20 protein-coding genes are annotated in these 21771 nt (G+C 72.9%); 13 read left to right on the top strand and 7 right to left on the bottom strand.

What is annotated here, in order from left to right:
- On the bottom strand, positions 1-572 hold a 572-nt coding region (locus E1293_RS27750), incomplete at its 3' end, for an arylamine N-acetyltransferase family protein (protein WP_165978419.1).
- Positions 573-633: 61 nt separating this feature from the next.
- On the bottom strand, positions 634-3660 hold the full coding sequence (locus E1293_RS27745; protein WP_132200435.1) for an AfsR/SARP family transcriptional regulator: 3027 nt from the start codon (positions 3658-3660) through the stop codon (positions 634-636).
- A gap of 81 nt (positions 3661-3741) precedes the next feature.
- Here E1293_RS27745 and E1293_RS27740 point away from each other — a divergent pair, with 81 nt between their 5' ends.
- Positions 3742-4617, top strand: coding sequence for an NAD(P)-dependent oxidoreductase (locus E1293_RS27740; RefSeq protein ID WP_132200434.1), 876 nt, complete (start codon positions 3742-3744; stop codon positions 4615-4617).
- Here E1293_RS27740 and E1293_RS27735 read toward each other — a convergent pair.
- A complete protein-coding gene (locus tag E1293_RS27735; protein ID WP_243716619.1) occupies positions 4592-6001 on the bottom strand; it encodes a sensor histidine kinase in 1410 nt (469 codons plus the stop codon). The genes E1293_RS27740 and E1293_RS27735 overlap by 26 nt on opposite strands.
- A gap of 205 nt (positions 6002-6206) precedes the next feature.
- On the opposite strand from E1293_RS27735, the gene E1293_RS27730 reads away from it, so the two are divergent.
- Positions 6207-6659 (top strand): ATP-binding protein, encoded by a 453-nt coding sequence (locus E1293_RS27730; protein WP_132200433.1) that lies wholly within the window; start codon positions 6207-6209, stop codon positions 6657-6659.
- On the opposite strand, the gene E1293_RS47730 is transcribed toward E1293_RS27730, so the two are convergent.
- The gene (locus E1293_RS47730) at positions 6643-6792 is read right to left on the bottom strand and encodes a hypothetical protein (protein ID WP_165978418.1); all 150 of its coding nucleotides are present in this window, start codon (positions 6790-6792) and stop codon (positions 6643-6645) included. The two genes, E1293_RS27730 and E1293_RS47730, sit on opposite strands and share 17 nt — an antisense overlap.
- Between E1293_RS47730 and E1293_RS27725 the strand changes: the two genes are divergently transcribed.
- The 5 genes from E1293_RS27725 (at position 6791) to E1293_RS27705 (ending at position 11206) form a co-directional block, all read left to right on the top strand.
- Positions 6791-6991, top strand: coding sequence for a hypothetical protein (locus E1293_RS27725; protein ID WP_132200432.1), 201 nt, complete (start codon positions 6791-6793; stop codon positions 6989-6991). The two genes, E1293_RS47730 and E1293_RS27725, sit on opposite strands and share 2 nt — an antisense overlap.
- Positions 6992-7081: 90 nt before the next feature.
- Positions 7082-8416: an LCP family protein gene (locus tag E1293_RS27720; protein WP_132200431.1), complete on the top strand. Its 1335-nt coding sequence runs from the start codon at positions 7082-7084 to the stop codon at positions 8414-8416.
- Between the two features lie 69 nt (positions 8417-8485).
- Entirely contained in the window at positions 8486-9433 is a 948-nt protein-coding gene (locus E1293_RS27715; protein WP_132200430.1) for a GlxA family transcriptional regulator, read from the top strand.
- Positions 9430-10032 carry a DJ-1/PfpI family protein gene (locus E1293_RS27710; RefSeq protein ID WP_132200429.1) on the top strand — a complete coding sequence of 201 codons (603 nt, stop codon included), beginning with the start codon at positions 9430-9432 and terminating at the stop codon, positions 10030-10032. Before E1293_RS27715 ends, E1293_RS27710 begins: the two co-directional genes overlap by 4 nt.
- Before the next feature lie 58 nt (positions 10033-10090).
- Positions 10091-11206, top strand: a complete 1116-nt coding sequence (locus E1293_RS27705; protein ID WP_132200428.1) for a hypothetical protein — start codon at positions 10091-10093, stop codon at positions 11204-11206.
- A gap of 14 nt (positions 11207-11220) precedes the next feature.
- Here the strand turns inward: E1293_RS27705 and E1293_RS27700 are convergent, their stop codons facing one another.
- Positions 11221-12126, bottom strand: coding sequence for an arginase family protein (locus tag E1293_RS27700; protein WP_132200427.1), 906 nt, complete (start codon positions 12124-12126; stop codon positions 11221-11223).
- A gap of 35 nt (positions 12127-12161) precedes the next feature.
- Between E1293_RS27700 and E1293_RS27695 the strand changes: the two genes are divergently transcribed.
- From E1293_RS27695 to E1293_RS27685, 3 genes are all read left to right on the top strand, one after another.
- Positions 12162-13769 (top strand): CocE/NonD family hydrolase, encoded by a 1608-nt coding sequence (locus tag E1293_RS27695; protein ID WP_132200426.1) that lies wholly within the window; start codon positions 12162-12164, stop codon positions 13767-13769.
- A gap of 176 nt (positions 13770-13945) precedes the next feature.
- On the top strand, positions 13946-17014 hold the full coding sequence (locus E1293_RS27690; RefSeq protein ID WP_132200425.1) for an ATP-binding protein: 3069 nt from the start codon (positions 13946-13948) through the stop codon (positions 17012-17014).
- A gap of 466 nt (positions 17015-17480) precedes the next feature.
- Positions 17481-18392: an alpha/beta hydrolase family protein gene (locus tag E1293_RS27685; protein ID WP_132200424.1), complete on the top strand. Its 912-nt coding sequence runs from the start codon at positions 17481-17483 to the stop codon at positions 18390-18392.
- A gap of 73 nt (positions 18393-18465) precedes the next feature.
- On the opposite strand, the gene E1293_RS27680 is transcribed toward E1293_RS27685, so the two are convergent.
- Positions 18466-19689 carry a PucR family transcriptional regulator gene (locus E1293_RS27680; protein WP_132200423.1) on the bottom strand — a complete coding sequence of 408 codons (1224 nt, stop codon included), beginning with the start codon at positions 19687-19689 and terminating at the stop codon, positions 18466-18468.
- 448 nt (positions 19690-20137) lie between these two features.
- Here E1293_RS27680 and E1293_RS27675 point away from each other — a divergent pair, with 448 nt between their 5' ends.
- A complete protein-coding gene (locus E1293_RS27675; protein WP_132200422.1) occupies positions 20138-20386 on the top strand; it encodes a hypothetical protein in 249 nt (82 codons plus the stop codon).
- Positions 20387-20395: 9 nt separating this feature from the next.
- Positions 20396-21193 carry a transporter permease gene (locus E1293_RS27670; RefSeq protein WP_132200421.1) on the top strand — a complete coding sequence of 266 codons (798 nt, stop codon included), beginning with the start codon at positions 20396-20398 and terminating at the stop codon, positions 21191-21193.
- Positions 21194-21258: 65 nt separating this feature from the next.
- Here E1293_RS27670 and E1293_RS27665 read toward each other — a convergent pair whose 3' ends face one another.
- Entirely contained in the window at positions 21259-21456 is a 198-nt protein-coding gene (locus E1293_RS27665; RefSeq protein WP_132200420.1) for a hypothetical protein, read from the bottom strand.
- An 86-nt stretch (positions 21457-21542) separates the two neighbouring features.
- Between E1293_RS27665 and E1293_RS27660 the strand changes: the two genes are divergently transcribed.
- The coding region (locus E1293_RS27660) for a hypothetical protein (RefSeq protein ID WP_132200419.1) at positions 21543-21771 on the top strand (229 nt) is incomplete at its 3' end.

The following is a 21771-nucleotide window of genomic DNA, read 5'->3' as shown; positions in this document are numbered from 1 at the left end:
CACCCGCCCGGCCCGCGCTGGTGCATCTCCCAGCTCACCGTGTTCGGCGTCCAGGTCGTCGTGGTGCGGCCGCGCCGAAGCCGGAACCCCCACCCGTCCTGGACGGCCTCGTGCCCGTCGACCAGCGGAAGCGGTTCCAGCGGCCCTGCCCCGAACCCCACGTCGCACAGCCAGGCGGGCTCGTCGCGCGGCGCCTCCGGCGGGCGGACGTGCAGGAGCGCGTGCGTGGACGGCAGCAGCTTCGCCGCCCCCAGCGTCACCCGCGCCGCCAGTGCGGTGACCTCGTAGCCCAGCCGCTCCAGCGCCGCCGCGAACAGCCGGTTGTGCTCGAAGCAGTAGCCGCCGCGAGGCCGCCCGACCATCTTCGCCTGCACGGCGTCCAGCGACATCTCGACCGGCCGGCCGAGCATGATCTCCAGGTTCTCGAACGGGATGGACGAGACATGCGCCCGGTGCAGCCCGCGCAGCGTCGCCCCGGTCGGCGCCAGGCCGCCGTCGTACCCGATCCGCTTCAGATAGGCGGGCAGATCGAGCAGCTCGCCCTGCCACCCGTACCCGAGGTCCTCGCTCATGACTTCCCTTTCCCCCAGATACGGGGACAACGTCGGACATGGTCGAGATCTTTCCAGGACCTCACGCGCGCGGAGCGGCCCGGATCCTCGCGGTGATCCGGTCGACGTCGCGGCGCTCGCCGGGCGGAAGCGGCACCCCGGCCGACGCGCGGAGCCCGCCGGCCTCGGCGAGCAACTCGGCCGCCGCGGCTTGGTCGCCCGCCAGGGAGCGGGCTCCGGCGAGCCCCTCCAGCGCGAGGGCGACAGCGCGCGGGTCGCCGGTGGTGCGGGCGGCGGCGAGGCCCTCGGCGTGCAGGGCCGCCGCGGCTCCGGCGTCGCCGCGCTCCTCCGCGACGAAGCCGAGCTGGGCGTGGACGAACGCGACGCCGGCCGTCCCGCCGATGCCGCGCAGCCAGCCGAGCCGCGCACGCAGGTGGGATTCGGCGGCGCCGAGGTCGCCGCGCGCCCGGGCGACGAGCCCGAGCCCGATCTCGGCGAACTCCTCCGCCGATCGCGCCACCTGCCGCCGCGCCACGTCGAGTGCCCGTTCGTGCAGGTCGCGAGCCTCGTCGAGGGCGCCGGTGAGGAACGCGACACGGCCGAGGCCCGACAGCCGGAACGACACCTCGGGCCACATCCGCAGCTCTTCGGCCAGCCGGAGCGCGTCGCCGAGCAGCCGGGCCGCCTCGCTGTACGCGCCGGTGACCTCGGCGCGCCGGACGAGCGCGTCGGACGCCTCCAGCCGACCCCAGGGGTCGCCCAGCTCGTCGAAGACCGCCATGCTCTCCGCGGCGTCCCGTCCCATGGCCGGCAGGTCGCCGCGGCCCAGCGCGAACTTGGCCCGCGTCGCGAGGGCGGCGGCCGTGAACCACCGTTCGCCGCGCTCACGGAACACCTTGAGGGCGCGGTCCACGCGCTCCTCGTTCGCGGCCAGATCGCCGTAGGCCCAATGGACATGGCTCAGGAGCCATTCCGCCTTCGCCTTGGCGAAGTCGTCACGGTGGCCCTTCAGCACGGCCTGACGGAGGTCCTCCGAATGGACGCCTTCGCCGACCAGCATGGTGAAGGCGGTCAACCACGTCTCGGCCTCGGTTCTGGCCGCCGACGCCTGGGGCTGCGCTGACAATGCCTTGGCGAACGCCTGCTGCGCCTCACGGAAACGCCCGCGCAGGTACCAGTACCAGGCGAGCGCCACCACCAACCGGATGTCGCCCTGGGCGGCGCTGAGATTCGCGGCCTCTTCGTCGAGGCGCTCAAGCCAGTGGCCCTGTTCCGGGCCGCGAAGCCGTTCCGCCGCGTGTTCGGCCAGGCCGGTGTAGTGGACGGCGTGACGGCGGCGGAACTCGTCCTCCTCGCCTGCCTCGCGCAAACGCTCCAGGCTGTAGGCGGCGACCGACTCCAGCAGCCGGTAGCGGCCGTTCTCGGCCCTGACGACGAGGGAGCGGTCGACCAGCCGGGCGAGCACGTCGGCATCGGCGTCGCAGACCGCTTCGGCGGCGTCCAGCGTGCAGCCGCCCGCGTGGACGGAGAGACGCCGCAGCACGACGCGCTCTGGCTCGGTGAGCAGCTCCCAACTCCAGTCGATCACGGCACGGAGCGTCCGCTGCCGGGCCGGGCCGCCGCGGCGTCCGCCCGCCAGCACCCGGAACCGGTCGTCCAGCCGCGCCGCCAGCTCGCGCACCCCCAGCGCGCGGACACGGGTCGCCGCCAGTTCCAGCGCGAGCGGCAGGCCGTCCAGCCGCCGGCAGATCGCCGCCACCCACGGCGCCGTGTCGTCGTCCAGGACGAATCCGGGCGACGCCGCCGCGGCCCGCGCCACGAACAGCCGCACCGCCCCGACGCCGCGGAGCGCTTCCGGTGCGGTCTCGCGGCCGGGGAGCGGCAGCGGCGAGACGAGCTGAAGGCGCTCCCCGGGAACGCCGAGCGGTTCGCGGGACGTCGCGAGGACGCGCAGGCCGGGGGCGTCCGCGAGCAGGCGTGCGGCCAGGTCGGCGACCGGCTCGATCAGGTGCTCGCAGTTGTCGAGGACGAGCAGCGCCCGCCGCCCGCGCAGCGCGCCGGCGAGCGGCCGTTCCGCGGACTCGTCGCGAAGGCCCAGCGTGCGGGCGATCTGCCCGGCCACGTCGCCGGCCGTGGCCAGCTCGACCATCCAGACGCCGTCCGGGTGGTCGCCGGCGGACCGCCTGGCCGTCTCCAGGGCCAGGCGGGTCTTGCCGACGCCGCCCGGACCCGTGAACGTCACCAGCCGGTCGGCCGCCAGCGCCTCCCGGGCCTGTTCGACGGCCTCCTCGCGTCCGATCAGCTCGCCCAGCGGGACGGGCAGCCGATGCGTCGCGGCCGGGTTCACTTCGAGAGCCGGGTTCACTTCGAGAACGGCGTCCCCTTCGAGGAGGGACCGGAAGAGCGCGGCCAGTTCGGGGCTCGGGTCCACGCCAAGCTCCTCGGCCAGGCGCTTCCGCAGGTCGTGGTAGCCCGCGAGTGCCTCGGCCTGCCGTCCGGCACGGTGCAGGGCGCGCAGGTGGACGGCGCGCAGCCCTTCCCGCAGCGGATGCAGGGCCACGGGCGCGGCCAGCTCGGTCGCCACCGCGGCGTGTTCACCCAGCTCAAGCCGGGCCGCTGCGTGCTCCTCCAGCGTCGCCAGGCGCAGCTCCTCCAGCTCGGTGACGGACGCGCGGGCGAACTCCGCGTCCGCGAAGTCGGCGTAGGCGGGGCCGCGCCACAGCGCCAGCGCGTCCCCGAGCAGCTGCTTCGCGGCGAGAGGACCGTCCGCCGGACGGGCGAGAAGCGCGGTGAACCGTCCCGCGTCCACCGTTTCCGGGGCGACGTCGAGCAGGTAACCGGGTGGCCGGGACGCGATCAGGCCGCGGCCGCCCGGTTCGGCGTCGTCCAGCACCTTCCGGAGCTGGGAGACGCGGGCCTGGAGCGTTCCCACCGGGTTGCGCGGCGGCCGGTCGCCCCACAGCGCGTCGAGGAGCCGGTCGACGGAGACGGGACGTCCCGCATCGGTGAGGAGCACGGCGAGCAGGGTGCGGACCTTCAGCTCGGGTACGCGCACGGGCGCCCCGGCGTCCGTCCACACCGCGAGCGGTCCCAACACCCCGAAACGCACGCGAACCAGCCTACGGACAAACCCGAAGCCGTTCCGTAGCGGCCAAGGCGAGAGTGAGGGAAACGCGATTCAGGAGGACTTGTGAACTCTTCGGTGACCGTCATCGGCCTCGGCCCCATGGGGGCGACGATGGCCAAGACGTTCCTCAAGAACGGCCACCCGACCACGGTCTGGAACCGGACCGCCTCCAAGGCGGCCCCTCTGGTGGACGACGGCGCGACCCTTGCCGCCACGGCCGCCGACGCGGTCGCCGCGTCCGAACTCGTCGTCGTCAGCCAGATCGACTACCAGGCGATGTACGACTCGCTGAAAGGCGTGGGCCTGGAGGGACGCGTCGTCGTCAACCTCTCCTCCGGCAGCCCGGACGAGCTGCGGCGGGCAGGGGAGTGGGTGTCCGGGAACGGAGGCGTCCTGGTGACCGGCGGCATCATGGTGCCGCCGCCTGGAATCGGCCAACCGGGTTCCTACGTCTTCTACAGCGGCCCAGAGGAAGCGCTGGACCCGCACAAGGAAGCCTTGGCCGAGCTAGGGGACGTCACGTTCGTGGGTACGGACCTGGGCCTGTCGTCGCTGTACTACCAGTCGCAGCTGTACCTGTTCTGGTCGACGCTGACCGCCTACATGCACGGCGTCGCCTTGCTGGGCGCGGCGGGCGTCCCCGCCCAGCGGTTCCGTCCGTTCGCCGCCACCACGCTGAGCGAGCTGACCGGCGACGGGCCGATGGGCTTCCTGAAGCACCTCACGGAGGAGATCGAAGCCGACATCTCGCCCGGCGATGAGAACAGTCTCCGGATGCAGGCCGTCGGCGCCGACCACGTTGTCGAGGCCGCCCGCGAAGCCGGGATCGACGTCGCCGGCCCGACCGCGCTCAGAGACCTGTTCTGGCGGGGCGTGGACGCCGGGGACGGGGCCAATTCCCTCTCCAGCGTCATCAACGTGATCCGGCGTCCGGCGTAAGGGGGAGGCGGAGGACGAAGCGGGCGCCCCGGGGACTGTCGGCTATGCGGAGTGAGCCGCCGTAGATCTCGGCGATCTCGCGGGCGATGGGGAGGCCGAGGCCCGTGCCCTGGGGGTCGCGCACCTCGGACTCGGAGAGGCGGGCGAAGCGCTCGAAGACGCGTTCGCGGGACTCCTCCGGAATACCGGAGCCGTCGTCCAGGACCTCCATGACCGCGTCGCCTCCGTCGCGGGCCACGGTCACCTCGATGCGCGACTCGGCGTGCCGCTCGGCGTTGCTCAGCAGGTTGCCCAGGACGCGGCCCAGCCGCACCGGGTTCGCCTGGACGACGACGCCGGGCTCCAGGCGGGTCCTGATCGGGGCGCCGCCCGCCCGCCGGCCGACCTCGCGGCGGACCAGCGCGGCGAGGTCGACCGGCTCCTCCGGTTGCGGGGTGCGCGTGTCGAGGCGGGACAGTTCCAGCAGGTCGAGGACGATGTCGTTGAGGCGCTGGGCGTCGCGCAGCGCCGAGCGGACCATCGGTTTCCAGTCGTAGCCGGCGGGTTCGTCCAGGGCGACCTCCATGCGGGCCTGGAGGCCCGCGATCGGGTTGCGCAGGTCGTGGGAGGCGTCGGAGATGAAGCGGCGCTCCCGGTCGGACGCCTCCTCCAGCCGTTCGAGCGTCGCGTTGACCGTCTCGGCGAGCGCCTGGATCTCGCCGCCGGTCTGCGGGACGGGCACCCGGTGGTCCAGGCCGCGGGCGTCGAGGTCGGCCATCTCCGCGCGGATCAGGTCGACCGGGACGAACGCCGAGCCGATCGTGTGCCACGTCCACCAGGCGATCAGGGTGAGGAGGGCGGCGAGGAGCAGCACGAGGACGAGGGGGAGCAGCCACACGTTCAGCAGGCTGGGCAGCGGGGACGCGGCGATGACCATCACGCCGGGCCCCCACGGGGACGCGCGCAGGCGCAGCCCGAACATCCAGACGCAGTCGTCGAGGAAGTCCGGGCAGCCTCGCCGGTCGATGAGCAGCTGCCGGTCGGCGAGGCGGTCGGCGGCGAGCGCCGGACGGCCCCGCATCGCCTCACCGGCCGCGACCACCTTGCCCTCCGGGCTCAGGACCTGCACCATCGGCGCGTCGTCGGGTCCGACGGTGAGGTCGCCGCGGCCGGTGTCGGTGCCGGTTTCGGTGGCGATGTCGAACGCGATCCGCTCGGCGGTCCGCTCCGCCTTCCGGGCGACCTGGTTCTCCGCCCAGTCCCGCGCCAGCAGCATCAGCAGGAGCAGCACCAGGAGCAGGATCAGCGCCGACGCCACCACGGTGATGACCGTGGCGCGTCCCCGGACCGAGAAGAGCAGCCGGCGGCGCCACCGGCGGGCGCGCTCCTGCCTCTCCGTCGTCACCGGCGATCCCCCAGGCGATGCTCACAGTCACTGATCGTTACTCAGCGTATGTGATACTGCGAGTTCCGTCCCTGGCGCCATCGCGGTGTTCGCGCACCTGACCGGCGTCGGCGGAACGTGAACAGGACTCGGGGCGCGATCCGTACATGGAGGGTGACGGGCGACCTTCCGGACGTGACGGGAGCCGGATCGGGGAGGCGGTGCTGTGGCCGTGACGCGGGACCGCGTGGTGATCGGCGAGATCACGCTGCCGGGAGTGCGGCGGTCGGTCGGCTGTGCGCGCGCTTTCGTCCGGAACGTGGCGGCGGGCCATCCCGCGCTGGACGACATGGTCATGGTGGCGAGCGAGACGGTCGCGAACGCGATCACGCACACCGCGTCCGGGCGGGAAGGGGGCCTGGTCACGGTCGCCCTCGCGGCGGGCGGCGGGGTGTACCGGCTGGAGGTCGCCGATGACGGCGCCGCCGGCGGGCGCCCCTATGTGAAGGACGAGACGGGCGCGGAGACGGGACGCGGCATGCGGATCGTGGAGGCGCTCGCGTCCCGCTGGGGGTTCCGGGCGGACGGATCCCGGACGGTCGTGTGGGCGGAGTTCCCGGCCCCGGCCGCCGCGGAGCGGCACCGGGACCGGGAGGCGCCGGTCAGCGGCCCCGGTTGAACTGCCGGGTCGGCATCCGCCGGGCGTTGGACCGGTCGCCCGCCGCGAAATTCCCCGACCTCAGGTCGGAGTTCTTCCGCTTGCCCTTCTTCTTGGCGTTCGGGAAGGGTGGCTCATTGTTGATGGCACGCATGAAGACGACACCTCCGGGCACGTTCGAATTCGGCCATGAAAAGGCCGTGGAAAAGGTGGTGAGGGCGCACGGCAACGTCGCAGGACACATGGATGTGAACGCGATGATGGAGCGCCTTGGGAGGAACGGGAGCGGGCCCGTGGCGATGCCGGGGGCGGCTCAACCGGAGAAGAATCAAAGCTTCATGGGTAAGAGTTAGCCATAACCCGAGTGGTGTGTCAACCCGTTAATTGCGTCCAGTCCGTGAACCCGGAGCGGTGGAAGTGGCGATACACCGTCGGGAGGGCTTATGAAGCTGCTGGGTTGGGTCGCCGTCGCGATGGCGGCGGTGGTGGTGACGGGCAGCCTGTCGGCGTACGGGTACTACTGGAAGCTGCAGAGCGCCGTCCACCACGAGGACGTCGACGCGCTGCTCGGCAAGAACCGCCCGAAGAAGCTGAACAGCGCGCTCAACATCCTGGTGCTCGGATCCGACACGCGGGACGGCGCCAACGCGCAGTACGGGCACGGCCTGAAGGGCAAGCCTCCGGCGTCCGACACGATGGTGATGCTGCACCTGTCGCCGGGCGGCGGCCAGGCGGTCGCCGTCAGCTTCCCGCGCGACCTGATGGTGCCCATCCCCGAGTGCACGAAGAAGGACGGGACGAAGGTGCCCGGCAGCAGCATCGCCATGCTGAACGAGGCGATGGCCCATGCCGGGCCCACCTGCACGATCAACACCATCGAGCAGGTCACGAAAATCCATATCGACCACTTCGTGCAAGTGGACTTCGTCGGCTTCAAGCGGATCGCGACAGCGGTCGGCGGCGTGCCCGTGTGCGTGACGGCCGACGTCCACGACAAGGACTCGGGCCTGAACCTGACCAAGGGCAGGCATCGGCTGAAGGGCGAGGACGCGCTGGCGTACGTCCGCAGCCGCAAAGGCTTCGGGAACGGGAGCGACACCGAGCGCATCAAGCGGCAGCAGCACTTCTTCGGCGCGCTCGCAAAAGAGGCGATGGGCCGGGGCGTCCTCACCGACCCCGGCCGCCTGAACGAGCTGCTCCGGGCGACCGCCGAGTCGATGACGACGGACAAGAAGCTGACGGTCGCGGAGATGCTCAAGATCGCGCAGGGCATGCGCGACCTGAACGCCGGCAAGCTGCGCTTCGTCACGGCGCCGTCCGGGGCGTACGCGCGGAACAAGAACCGGGTGGCGCTGACGCAGCCCGCGGCCGACCGGTTCTTCAAGGCGCTGCGCGAGGACGTGACCGTGCCCGCTCCCGCGAAGGCGTCGAGCGCGCAGCCGGGGAAGGTGCGCGTCTACAACGCGTCCGGGGTGGACGGACGTGCCGCGCAGGTCGCGACGCAGCTCAAGGATGGCGGCTGGCAGGTGACCGGGGTCGGGAACCTCACCTCCCGCACGCAGGCCACTTACGTCCGGTACGGGACGGGCGCGGCGCCGCAGGCGCGGGCCCTGGCCAAGCTCCTGCCCGGCGCGAAGGTCGCACCGCGCGCCAAGACCCCCGCGGGCGCCGTCGACCTGGTCATCGGGACGGCCTTCACGAGCGTCCGGACGTCCGGCGTTCCCGTCCAGCGCGGGGAGAGCCGGGCGAGCGACACGGTCTGCGAGAAGGTGGCGTGATGTGATGTGGCGTGATCTGTGGGGTACTGGTCGTTGACGCCATGACGCGTACGGCCGCAGCCTGGATGCATGCGCGTCGCGTTCGTGATCTATGACGGGTTCCAGGTCCTGGACCTGACCGGCCCGCACGAGGTGTTCGAGAGCACCGGACGGTACGAGTGCCTGGTCGTCGGGCCGAGGGCCGGGCCGGTGACGTCCTCCGGCGGGCTCTCCGTCCACGCGCGCTTCGGCGCCGGCCTCGCGCCCGAGAGCATCGACACGCTGGTCGTGGCCGGCGGCGCCGGGGTCGACGCGGCGCGCGAGGACGCGGCGCTCACCCGCTGGGTCGCGGACGCCGCGCGGGCCGCCCGCCGGGTCGCGTCCGTGTGCAGCGGCGCCCTCCTGCTCGCCGAGACCGGGGCCCTGGACGGACGCCGCGTCACGACGCACTGGGGCAGGCAGGAGCAGCTCGCCAGGGAGTACCCCGCGCTGGACGTCGACTGCGACCCGATCTTCGTCCGGGACGGGCGGTTCTGGACGTCCGCCGGGGTCACCGCCGGGATGGACCTGGCGCTGGCCCTGGTGGAGGACGACCACGGCCGGGACGTGGCGCACGCGGTGGCGCGGGAGCTGGTCATGTTCCTGCGGCGGCCGGGCAGCCAGTCGCAGTTCAGCGTTCCGCTCTGGTCGGCGCAGCCGGCGACCGACCCGATCCGGGCGGCGGTGTCGTCCGTCCAGGCCGATCCGGGCGCCCGGCACACCATCGCCGACCTGGCCGAACGTTCCGGGCTCAGCCTGCGGCACCTGCAGCGGCGGTTCACCGCCGAGCTGGGCGTCCCGCCCGCCGCGTACGTGGAGCGCATCCGGATCGAGGCGGCCCGGCGGGCGCTGGCGGAGGGGGACGAGCCCGTCGAGACGCTGGCGCGGCGCCTCGGCTTCGGGACGGGCGAGACGCTGCGCCGGGCGTTCCACCGGCATGTCGGGGTCGCGCCGTCCGACTACAGGGACCGATTCAGAGGAACGAGGGAGCACGCATGACGACGTACGGGCTGCTGGTCTTCGAGGAAGCGGAGGAACTGGACTTCGTGGGGCCGTGGGAGGTGTTCACCGCGTCGGCCATGGTGCGCGGCCAGGGCGACAGGGCGGTACTGGTCGCCGAACGCACCGAGCCGGTCCGCTGCAACAAGGGCATGAGGGTCGTGCCAGACCACACGTTGGACGACCACCCGAAGCTGGACGTCCTGCTGGTGCCCGGTGGGCGCGGCGCACGGGAAACACAGCCGGACAACCCGTCCGTCACGGGCTGGATAGCGAAGGTCGCCGAACAGGCCGACTGGGTGACGAGTGTGTGCACGGGGTCGTTCCTGCTGCACGCCGCTGGCCCGGCCAAGGGACGCAGGGTCGCGACCCACTGGGCGTCGGAGGACAGGCTGGAGGCCCGTGGTGACGTGACCGTCGTCCGCGACGCGCGCTATGTCGTGGACGGCAACCTGGTCACGAGCCAGGGGGTGTCCGCGGGGATCGACATGGCGCTCTGGCTGATCGGACGCATCCACGGCCGCGACCACGCGCGGACGGTGCGGCGCTACATCCAGTACGAGCCCGCGCCCCCGTACATGGCCGACGAGCCCGCCTGATCGAAAGAACATTCCGCCATACCGGTGATGATCTTCGCTTATCGGCATAATCACGCAAATGGCGATATCGCTTCCGGTGCGGTTCCGCAGCGACGGCGTGCGCGTGGCGGTGGAGACCGACCCGCTGCACGCCCCGCTGCGCGACTTCCTCATCAACGACCTCGGTGAGGACGTCTCCGCGATCGCGCGGGCCCAGGGCCGGCTGAGCGGCGGCCCCGGCGGGCCCTGGCAGGAGCTCTACCGCTACCACCGCCTCGACTTCGACGGGACGATCGTGCACGTCCGGGACGTCGGCGGATGGGCGTCCTGCGACCTCGACCCGGCCGTGCTGCGGCAGTGCCTGGACGAGTACCTCCAGGAGGTCGGCGCCCTGAAGGGCCGGCAGAGCCTGGAACGCGACCTCGGCCAGACGCGCGATGGCGAGCCGGTCGCCACGTCGCTCGCCCTGGGGGCCGTCTCCCAGCGGACGCAGGGCTGGGGCTTGATCCAGACGCCGCGCGCCGTGCTGGAGGACTTGGCCGGGCTCACCCCGCACCCGGACGCATGCCTGCCGCACGGCGTCCTTGGGACCGGCTCAGGTGCCTGCTGGGCGGACCTCGCCGTCCTGGACGAAACAGGCACGCGCCTACGCGGTGGCACCAAGACCTTCATGCCGCGAGGCATCGACCCAGAACGCCTCATAGGTGAGCTAGGGAACGCCCTGACCCAGGCCCGGTTCCTCAAGGGCGTTCCTGGGGCGTGGTCAGGCGTCATCGCCGGTGTACCGGTACACGGCTACGTCGACCCCGAGGCCGTCCTACGGCTCCCGTGCGAACCGATCGAAATCGGCGGCGTCGCCAGGCGCGTCAAGGTGTTCTTCCCGGAACTGGCTGATTCCGGTGTCGACCTGGAGACCGCAGCGTCCAGCGCCAGCGCGTTCACCGATGCCGTGCTCGGGCCGCGCCACGTCCTCACGGCGTTCCTCATGCATGACGTGCAGAGTCACCGCCACCACCTGGAAGTCGTCCGCGCCGCGCGTCCGGGCTGGGAACACACGGGCAACGCCTGCCACCTGCGGCTGGACGTCCAGACCGTCCGCCTGGAGCATCTCTGGCTACCCGGGCACACCTGCGAGATACCGACGGGCGAGTTCGCCGGCGTCCTCTACGAATACGAACGCCTGACGGCCACCTGACCAGGCGTCGCGGCTCAGGAGAACGCTGCGACGATCGTGTCCGTCAGCGCGGCGCCTGCCATGCCGTCCGGATCAAGTTCCGGGTCGTAGATGGCTATCTGAAGGCCGAGCGCGCGCGGGCTAGTCGCCAGCGTCCCCAGGACGGATGTGAGTTCCTCGAACGACAGACCGTCCGGGTTGGGCGAGTCGACGGCAGGCATGACGCTCTTGTCGAGGATGTCGGCGTCCAGATGGATCCAGAAGCCGTCGATCGGGACGGCCTCCAGATGTGCCCGTGCCCCCTCGGCGGCCGAACCGGCGCCATGCTCGCGGACGTACTCGATCGGGTAGCGCCGGACGCGGGAAGCCTCGAACGCGGCGAGGTCGAACAACTCGAAGTCCTCGGGCTCCCGCTGGACGCCGATGTGCGCGACGTGCTCCTCCGCCACGTAGGGCCGCAGCCCTCCGATGTCGGTGAGCGCGGCCGGGCCGTGCCCGGTGACCAGGCCGAGCGCCGTCCCGCCGGCCGTCAGGCGACCCGCCACCGCCGCCGGGTCGAGCCGGGGCGAGTAGTCGTCGTGCCCGTCCAGGTGCGCCAGCCCGAACACGCCCCGGCGGCGCAGCGCGAGCATGGGGCCGAGCAGGATGCCGCAGTCGCCGCCGAGCACGATCGGGAACCGGCCGCCGTCCAGCATCTCGCCGACGCGGGTCGCGAGCCGCTCCGAATGGTCGGCGATGCCCGGGCCGTTCAGGTAGCCGGTCCCGTGGTCCGGCCCGAACACGTAGGGCGGCGGGTCCACGCGGCCGGCGTCCTCGGCCTGCAGGCGGCCGACGATGTCGTGGCCGCGCAGCGCGCGGGCCAGCCGGCGCACTCCCGGCTCGTGTCCCTCACGCGGCGGGCGGAGGCCGAGGTTGGACGGGGCGTCGAGCACTGCGATCATTCTTCGCAGCTTAGAACAGGGGAAGGAGCACCCGGATGGACGGTTTCGGACGGCTCGTGGACCGCTTCCTCGGGCTGCCCGAATCGGCGTCGCCGCACGGCGAGACGGCCCGTGACCTGCGCGTGCCCATGCCGGACGGTGTCGTGCTGGTCGCCGACCTGCACCGTCCGCGCGGCGCGGGGCCGCTGCCGGTCGTGCTGCTGCGCACCCCCTACGGCAAGCGGCAGCCCATCGTCCGGCTGTTCGCGGGCGTCCTCACGCGGCGCGGGTTCCAGGTCGTCGTCCAGAACGTGCGCGGCGTCCTGGGGTCGGGCGGGGAGTTCCACGCCTTCCACAACGAGAAGGACGACGGCCTGGCGACGCTCAAGTGGCTTCGTGCGCAGCCCTGGTGCGACGGCAGGGTCGCCATGGTCGGCGCCAGCTATCTCGGGTTCACCGAGTGGGCGGTCGCACCGTACGCGGACCCGCCCCTGGCGGCGATGGGGCTCGGCATCACCGCGTCCGAGTTCGCGAGTTCGTTCTATCCCGGTGGCGCGCTCGCCCTGCACAACACGCTCGTCTGGTCTTCGTTGATGGGCACGCAGGGCGAGAGACGACGGCCGTTCCACAACAGGCGTGTCCGGAAGGCGATGCGTCACCTGCCGGTAGGCGAGGCAGACCTCTCGGCCATCGGACGCCCTGAAACGTTCCTCCGCGAGGTCGCCGCCCATGCCGAGCCTGGAGACGACTTCTGGAAGGGCACCGACCACAGCGCCTCCGTCGCAGCGACCACCACGCCCACCACGATGGTGACGGGCTGGTGGGATCTCTTCCTGCGCCGCCAGCTCAGGGACTTCACCGCCCTGCACGAAGCGGGGCGCCAGGTCCGCATCACCATCGGCCCTTGGGGGCACGACACGAAAGCCCTCCGTGCGACGCTCTCCGACCAGATGTCCTGGCTCAACGCCCACCTGAACGGTGACAAGGCCCAGCTGCGCAGGGCGCCGGTGAGGCTCCACCTGCAACAGGCCAATACGTGGCTGGACTTCGACCAATGGCCTCCACCCGGGATCAAGCCCACGCCGCTCTACCTCTCCCAGGGCCTCGTGTGGGACGCGCCAGACGCCGACCCCATCGCGTTCACCTACGACCCTTACAACCCCACTCCGAACGTCGGCGGACCACTCCTGTCACCCGGCAAGGGAGGACAACGCGACAACGCGCGGCTCGAACGACGTGACGACGTGGCCGTCCTCACCGGCGCCCCCTTGACCGAGGACCTTGACCTGATCGGCCCCGTTTCGGCGACGATCCACGTGCGGGCCAGTACCGGCCACGGCGACCTCTTCGTCCGCCTCTGCGACGTCGGCCCCGACGGCGCATCCCGCAACGTCACGGACGGAATCCTGCGCCTCACCAGCGAGGACACCGGCCCCGGCGGCGTTTTCCGCGCCGAGATCGAGATGCACCCGACGGCGTACCGGTTCCGGCGCGGTCACCGGCTCCGCGTGATGCTCGCCGGCGGCGCCTTCCCCCGCTTCGCCCGCAACCCCGGCACCGGGGAACCCACTGGTCAGGCGGTCGCGGCGCGGCGCGTCCGGTTCGAGATCCGGTGCGACGCGGACCATCCGTCCGCGCTCGCCCTGCCGGTCTGGGACGGCTGACCACTCCCGGCCGGGACGCCCTGGCCGGGGTCAATGGTTGTCCTGACCCACCAGATCTTTTTCGCACGACCGTGCAAAATTACGCTGCAGTGTGTCAACGGCTTTTGATCAAATGGTGCTGGCCACATGGCGTGGCCGGACGCACCGGGAGGCGGAGCGGGAGGGGCGGACACGCGATGCGCAGCGAGCGCGAGCGAGCACTCGTCAGGATCGTCGTTCTGGGAAAGGTCGGCGTCGAACGCGCCGGGACGCTCACCCTGCCCGCGTCCGGCATCGCCCGCGCCCTGCTCGGCGCGCTCGCCCTGGCCGGCGTCGCGGGGCTGTCCGGCCTCGGCGACGACACGCTGAAGGCGCTGCTGTGGGGCGCGCGGGACAGCGTCATCTCCGACTCCACCCTCGCCGTCGCGGTGTACCGGCTGCGCCGCTGGCTGACCGAGCACGCCGACGGCACCGCGGAGATCGTCCGCACCACGAACGGGTACGCGCTGCGGCTGAACGACGGCGCCGAGGTCGACGCGGCCGTGTTCGGGACGATCGTCGCCGAGGCGCACGACCTGCCCGCCGGGCAGCGCGCGCCCGCGCTGGAACGCGCCCTGGAGCTGTGGCGCGGCCGCGCGCTGGAGGACGTCTCGCCCGACTCGCTCGACCAGTCCGCCGTCGACCGCCTGGAGCGCCGGCGGATCGAGGCGGCGATGGAGCACGCGCGCGCCGTCCTCGCCGAAGGCGCCCCGGAACGGGCGCTGCCCCATCTGAACCCGCTCGTGCGCGCCCATCCGCTGGACGAGCAGCTGCTCAGCGTGTGGATCGAGGTCCTCGCCTCCTGCGGGCGCCAGGCCGAGGCGCTCGCCGCCTTCGAGAAGGCCCGCGTCCGGCTCCTCGACCAGCTCGGCGTCGACCCCGGACCGGAGCTGCGCGACGTCCACATCCGCGTCCTGCGGCAGGAGACCGGCGCCGCCGAGCCCCCGGAGACCGAGCACGTGCGGCGCGAGCACCCGAGCCAGCTCCCGGCGGCCGTCCCCGACTTCACCGGGCGCGACGACCAGGTCGACGGCATCCTCGCGCTGCTGGCCGCCGGCGACGGCAACGAGCCCGTCTCGGTGTCGGCCGTCGCCGGGATGGGCGGCATCGGCAAGACGGCCCTCGCCGTCCACATCGCGCACCGGATCCGCGCCGACTTCCCCGACGGCCAGCTTTTCGTGGACCTGCGGGGAGCCGAACGCGACCCCGCCGACCCGGTCGAGGTGCTCGGCCGGTTCCTGCGCGCCCTCGGCGTGAACGCGGCGGCCGTCCCCGAGGGCGCCGCCGAGCGCGTCGCGCTGTACCGCAGCGTCCTCGCCGACCGGCGCATCCTCGTCGTCCTCGACAACGCCGCCGACGAGGGCCAGGTCGAGCCGCTGCTGCCGGCCGGCCGGATGTCGCGCGCCGTCATCACCAGCCGGACGCGGCTCACCGCGCTGCCCGGCGTCCGCCTCGTCGAGCTGGACGTGCTGGCCCCCGGGCAGTCCACCGGCCTGCTCACCCGCATCATCGGCCGGGACCGGACGGCGGCCGAACCCGAGGCGACCGCGACCCTCGCCCGGATGTGCGGCCACCTGCCGCTCGCGCTGCGGGTCGCCGGCGCGCGGCTCGCCGCCAAGTCGCACTGGCGCATCTCCGGCTTCGTCCGGCGGCTGCGCGAGCAGGGCCGGCTGGACGAGCTGACGCAGCGCGGGCTCAGCGTCCGCACCACCCTCGACCTCAGCTACCGGGCCCTCGGCCCGGAGGCGCGGCGCCTCTACCGGCTGCTCGGCCTGCTGGACGCGCCCGACTTCCCCTGCTGGGCAGCGGCCGCGCTGCTGGGCCGCCCCGACGCGGAGGCCGCCGACCTGCTGGAGACGCTCGTCGACGCGCAGCTCCTGGACGCCGCCGAACACGCCCTCGACCTGCCCGACCCCGGCACGTCCGGCTGCGTCCGGTACCGGTTCCACGACCTCGTCCGCGACCACGCCAGGGAGCTGTGCCTGGCCGAGGACGACCAGTCGGAGCGCCGCGCCGCGCTGCGCCGCGCCCTCGGCGGCTGGCTCACCCTGATCGACCACGTCCTGCACATGGTCACCGGCGGCGGCGACGCCCTGGACGCGGGCGAGGCGGCCCGCTACCCGCTGGACGAGGCGGTCCTCCACCTGGCGCTCACCCACCCGGCCGAGTGGATGGAGTGCGAGCGGCTCGCCGTCACCGCCGCCGTCCGGCAGGCGGCCCGGCTCGGCGACGACGAGCTGAGCTGGGAGATCGCCGTCCACTCCTCGATGCTGTTCCAGCCCAGGCACTACGTCGACGCCTGGCAGGAGGTCATCGCCGCCGCGCTGCCCGCCGTCCGGGCCGCGGGCAACCGGCGCGGCGAGGCCGCGCTGTCGGAGCGGGCGACCGAGCTGGCGTGCGCGCGGCGCGACTACGACCGGGCGCTGCTCGACGTGCGGGACGCGCTGCGCCTGTTCGAGGAGACCGAGGACCCGCACGGCATGGCCCTCGCGCTCCGCCAGCTCGCCGTCGTCCACCGGATGACCGGCCGGTTCGCCGAGGCGGAACGGGACGGGGAGCGGGCGCGGCGGCTGCTCGCCCGCGTCGGCGACACCGCCGGGGAGGCGCACGCCGTCCTGGTCATCGGCTGCGCGCAGTACGAGCGCGGCGACGCCCTCGACGCCGTCGGCGTCCTCATGACGGCGCGCGAGCTGGCGCGCGAGGCCCGCTACACCGGCGTCGAGGTCCAGGCGGCCTACTGGATCGGGCAGTCCCTGCTCGCCCTCCGCCGCCTGGACGAGGCGAGATCGCTGTTCGAGTACGTCGGCGAGGCCGCGGCGGCGGCCGGCAGCCGGATCGCCGGCATGTACGTCGCGCACGGCCTCGGCTGCATCCACCTCGCCACTGGCCGGCCGGACGAGGCCGAGCGGCTGCTCCGGGACGCGCTCGGACTCGCCGAGGAGCGGGGCGACCGGCTGATGCGCGCCCGGATCCTCTACGTGCTGGGCGCTCTGCACCGTGATCGTGGCGACCTCCTCACCGCGCGGCGGCTGCTGGAGCGCGCGCTCGCGCTGGCGACCGAGGTGTCGGTGCCGCTGTGGCGCGCGAAGTGCCTGTTCCTGCTCGGCGACCTCCTTCGGCGGCTGGACGACGCGGGCTCGGCGGAGCTGCGCCGCGAGGCATTGGAGATCTTCACGGCGATGGGCCTGCCGACGGCCCCAGGGTCGCCGACGCACCTGCTCTGGTGACGGTCCAGGCCGACCCCCGCGCGGCCTGGACGCCCTCGTCCGATCTCCGGGACCGACCGTAGGCCGACGCGATTACATCCGGCTTACACCTGCCGGGCCCATCCGAATTGGATGCAGAGCGTGTTCCGTTCGTCGCACACAGTGGTCCGTTCATCGACACGTGCGGGCAAAGCCTCGATGTGCTCGCCGGTCGCTCGCTACGTTCTACGCATCCGCTGAACGGCCGGTGCGAGCCGCTTCGGGGGGAGCGGCCGGTCCTGTGTCCGCACCCGGGCCTGTACGGCGGAACGGGGGGAGAGGGGTCACTTCGGGGGAAGTGGCCCCTCCGTCCGTTTGTCAATTCGCTATAAGGTCGCCGGCGCGAAGGCTCGGCTGTGTAAGAAGCAAAGAAGAGCGGGGCGTCACACACTTCTTGAACCCGCGAATTCCCCCGTCGCGGTTTCGGCTAGTGAAGGGTACGCCCCCCATGCACAGGCATCTGACGCGTGCGTTCAGAGTGCTCCCCGCCGCCGCGGTCCTGGCCGCCTCCGCCGCGCTGGCGCCCGCCGCGAACGCCGCCGCTCCCGCCGCCCCATCCGGTCCCGTCCGGTTCGCCGCCAATCCGTACGAGCGCGGGCCCGCGCCGACCGAGGCGAGCATCACGGCGGAAAAGGGCCCGTTCGCCATTGAGAAGATCGATGTTCCGGCGGGCAGCGGGACCGGCTTCAACAAGGGCACCATCTACGCACCGACGGACCGGAGCCAGGGCACCTTCGGCGCCATCGCCGTCTCGCCCGGATTCGTGTCCCCGCAGGCCTTGATCGACTGGTACGGCCCGCGGCTCGCGTCCCAGGGCTTCGTCGTCATGACGCTGGAGACCAACAGCCTCTTCGACCTGCCGGCCGCCCGCGGCGAGCAGCTCCTCGCCGCACTCGACTACCTGACCGCCAAGAGCCCGGCCAAGGACCGCATCGACGCGTCCCGCCTCGCCGTCATGGGCCACTCCATGGGCGGCGGCGGGACGCTGGAGGCCGCCAACAAGCGCGCCTCGCTGCAGGCCGCCGTGCCGCTCGCGCCGTGGGACACCAACTACGCGTGGCAGAACGTCAAGGTCCCCACCATGATCATGGGCGCCGACAACGACACCATCGCGCCCCCGGACTCGATGGCCGAGTCGTACTACGACAACCTCACGACCGTCCCTGAGAAGGCGTACCTGGAGCTGAAGAACGCCGGCCACATGACCTTCAACTCGCCGAACACGACCATCGCGAAGTACGCCATCGCGTGGATGAAGCGGTTCGTCGACAACGACGCCCGCTACGAGCAGTTCCTCTGCCCGGAGCCCGCGCCGGGCGCGGCCATCGCCCAGTACGAGGGCACCTGCCCGACCGGCTGACCCCCAACGGACCGGACGGTGGTGGCGGCCGAGAGCCAGCGCCCACCACCGTCGCCGCCACCACCGGGCCGCGTCAGCCGGCAGGGGAGATGCGGCGGTCGCCCGGGTCCAGGCGGACCATGTGGTGCAGCAGGAGCAGCAGCTCGATGCGCCGGTCGGGGTCCGACATGACGCCGCCGAGGGCCTCCTCCAGCCGCCGGATCCGGTACCGGACGGTCTGCTCGTGCACCAGCAGCCGCTCCGCCGCCGCCACCGCGTTGTCGCGGCACTCCATGTAGGTCAGCAGCGTCCGCGACAGGGCGTCCCGCCGGTGCGGCGGCAGCTTCATCAGCGGCGCCAGCCGGGTCTCCAGCGCGACGTCCAGCACCTCCTCGCTCTCCGCCGCCACCAGGCTCGGCAGGTGGTCCAGGCAGCGCAGCGGCTCCTTGCCGGGCAGCACGCCGCGCTCCACCAGCGCGAGCCCCCGCTGCGCCCAGCGCAGCGACAGCGCGGCACGCGACGGCGGGACGGCCGGGCCGATCGCCGCCGACCGCGTCCGCTTGATCGCGGCGAGCAGCCGGTCGCGGCCGGGGCCGTCCGGGTCGGGGCAGATCAGGTACGGGTCCGCGGCGTGCCAGTCGACGAGGAACATCGGCGGCAGCACCGGGACGTCCCGGTCCGGACCGGGACGCAGCGCGACGGCGGCCAGCGTCCGCGGCACCGGCCAGCCGGCCGACTTCGCCAGCTCCGCGACCGCCTCCGCGCTGGCCGGCGGATCCATGACCAGCAGGTCGCGGAGCCGCCACCGGAACCGCTCCCGCTCCCCGGCCAGCTCGCCCTGGGCGTGCGCGTAGCCCTGCGCCGCCGCGCTGGCGACGCGCTCCAGGAACACGAACAGCGACTCGGTGATCGACCCGAGCGTGTCCAGGGACCAGTCGAGGCGCCGGGCGTCCTTGATGAACCGGCGGCACGCGACCTGCCCGCTCACCCGGACCGCCGTCTGCAGGCCGTCCAGGCTGCGGCCCTTGCGGGCCTCGTACGCGCCGATCCCCTCGAAGATCCCGGTGACCTTCTCCCACTCCATGTCGGGGCGGCCGATCGCGTCCACGAACTGCCGGACGGTCTCCGCCACCGCCCACCGCATCCGGCGCCCGTACCGGCTGTCCGGCGGCCGCGCGTACTCCGGGACGAGCCCCTGGATCTCCTCGACCATCTCCACGGCCGCGGCCTCCAGGTGGGGCAGCATCGGGCCGGCGACCTCCGGCGGGAGCCCGGACAGCGGGAAGTCCCTCCCGGTGGACGGGGTGGTCCGGCTCATGGCACGCCCTCCTGGAAGCCGACGGCCCGTGTCAATCTGGGGGACAACCCCCAGACCCCCGGCAACCGCCTTACAAGATTCGGTTCCGGGGACGGCCGCCCGATAGGCACGCGCGGCAAGTTTCGGGAGGGCCGGGTTGTCACCCGCCGACAGCCGGGCGGCGCCGCGGGCGTGTCGCGCGCGGCCGGCCGCGGCGGCGGGCCGGCGCTCCCCCGCACGGAAAGAGATCTCCCCGCGCCCGGCCGTGCGGCCCGTTTCCAGAATTCTTCGCAAAGGAATTCCCGGGCCCGCTCAAAAACCTCCGGACAATGCGTCAACGAGATGAAGATCACGGCGCCGCACGGGACGTTTCCGACCTGACGGCAAATGGACGTTCCGCACCGCCCGCCCGGAAAACTTGACCCGGCGGAAGTCGACTTCGGTGCCCCGCTGCGAAATGGTCTCCCCCATGAGTTCACGAATTCGAACCGCCGGGGCGGCCGGGCCCACCGGCTGGCTGCTGGCCTTTCTCGGCGCCCGCGAGCAGGCGCTGCGCACGCACACCGGAACCGCCGCCGGCCCCACCGAATGGCTGCTGGTCTTCCTGGAGGTCGAACGCGCCGAGCTGGCGGCCCGGCAGCGTCCGGCCACCCTGCTGTCGCGGCGCGGCAGGGCCGAGGAGTCCCCGTTCGGCCGGCTGACCGCCCGCAGCGCGTAGAGGGAGACCATGACCATCGAGATGCTCCTCGCCGCCCTGATCGGCGGCGCGATCGGCCTCGCCGAGCTCGTCGCGCGCTACCGCGACAAGCCCGTCGCCGCCCTGCTGTCCCCGGGCGGGCTGCTGTTCGTCTTCGTCAACGCCGGCGCGGCGATCGTCGCGCTGATCGTGGTGACGGCCTCGGGCTGGACGTTCGGGCTGCCCGAGACCACGGCCCCGGCGAGCCTCCTGGTCGTCCGGGTGATCGCCGCCGCGGTCGGGTCGGCGGCCGTCCTGCGCACGTCGTTCGCCCCCGCCAGCAGCGGTGCCGCGGGCACCGGCCCCGTCGCCCTGCTCAACGGCATCCTCCGCATCGCCGACGGCGAGCTCGAACGCAAACGCGCGCTCAGCAGGCTGTCGCACAACGACCTGACGGGGCTGTCGTTCGAACGCGACCACGCCGCCCTCGCCGAGCTGTGCTGCCACCTGATGCGCGAGTTCGACCTGGCCGAGGCGCAGCGGCTCGGCGGCCTCGCGGCCGAGCTGAGCAGCCGCGACGACCTCACCGACGCCGACAAGCTCGACTGCTGGGGGCTGGAGCTCACCCGGCTGGTCGGCGAGCGGGCGCTGCGCCAGGCGGCGCGGCGGCTGCGCGACCGTCCCCGCGACGAGCCCCGCCCGGCCGAGGCCGCGCAACGCCCGGCCGCCCCGGCGCCCGAGCACGAACCGCTGGAGCCCGCGCCGCCGCGCCCGTCGGTGGCCAAGACCTCCCGGCTCGCCGCGAGCACGAACGGCAGGACGGAACGCAAATCGTTCAGCGACGTCTGACACCCCGCGAAATACCGGTGCGTCCCCCTTTCCCGGGCGCACCGGTATTTGCGCTGAGAAGACCGCTATCTCGGCCGGGCGGACATTGGCAGGACGCCTTCCGGCTCGTCCCGCGCCTCCAGCACCGCCGCGATGCGGTGCAGTGCCTCCGCCATCGAGACGAGCGCCTGGACCTGGGCGGCGGCCATGAGGTTTCCCGGCGAGGGGTCGGCCGCCTGCGCCTCCGCGGCCGCGTCGCACGCCTGCTGGCTCCACCAATGCACGCACCAATCCTATTGGTGAACACGAATGCGGCACATTCCGCCGCGCCGCGCCCGCCGCGGGCCGGAGAACGAAAGGACCCTCACCCGTGTACACCGAATCGCGCGCCGCGCCGCGCTGGGCCGGGAAACCGCTCCGGCGGCTGACCGCCGCCGAACTGGCCGAGGCGCTCGGATACCTGGAGCGGCACCGCCCGGAGGACGACGTCCTCGGCCGCGCCCTCGCCGCCGAGTTCGCCCGCCGCACCGCCGCGACCGAGTTCGCTCGCACCACCACCGCCCAGCCCCAGACCCCGCCCCTGCAGCGCGACACGGTGC

It is taken from the genome of Actinomadura darangshiensis (assembly GCF_004349235.1).
Taxonomy (GTDB): Bacteria; Actinomycetota; Actinomycetes; order Streptosporangiales; family Streptosporangiaceae; genus Spirillospora; species Spirillospora darangshiensis.
The sequence above is the reverse complement of the archived record's forward strand: the minus strand, read 5'-3'. Positions and strand labels throughout refer to the sequence as shown.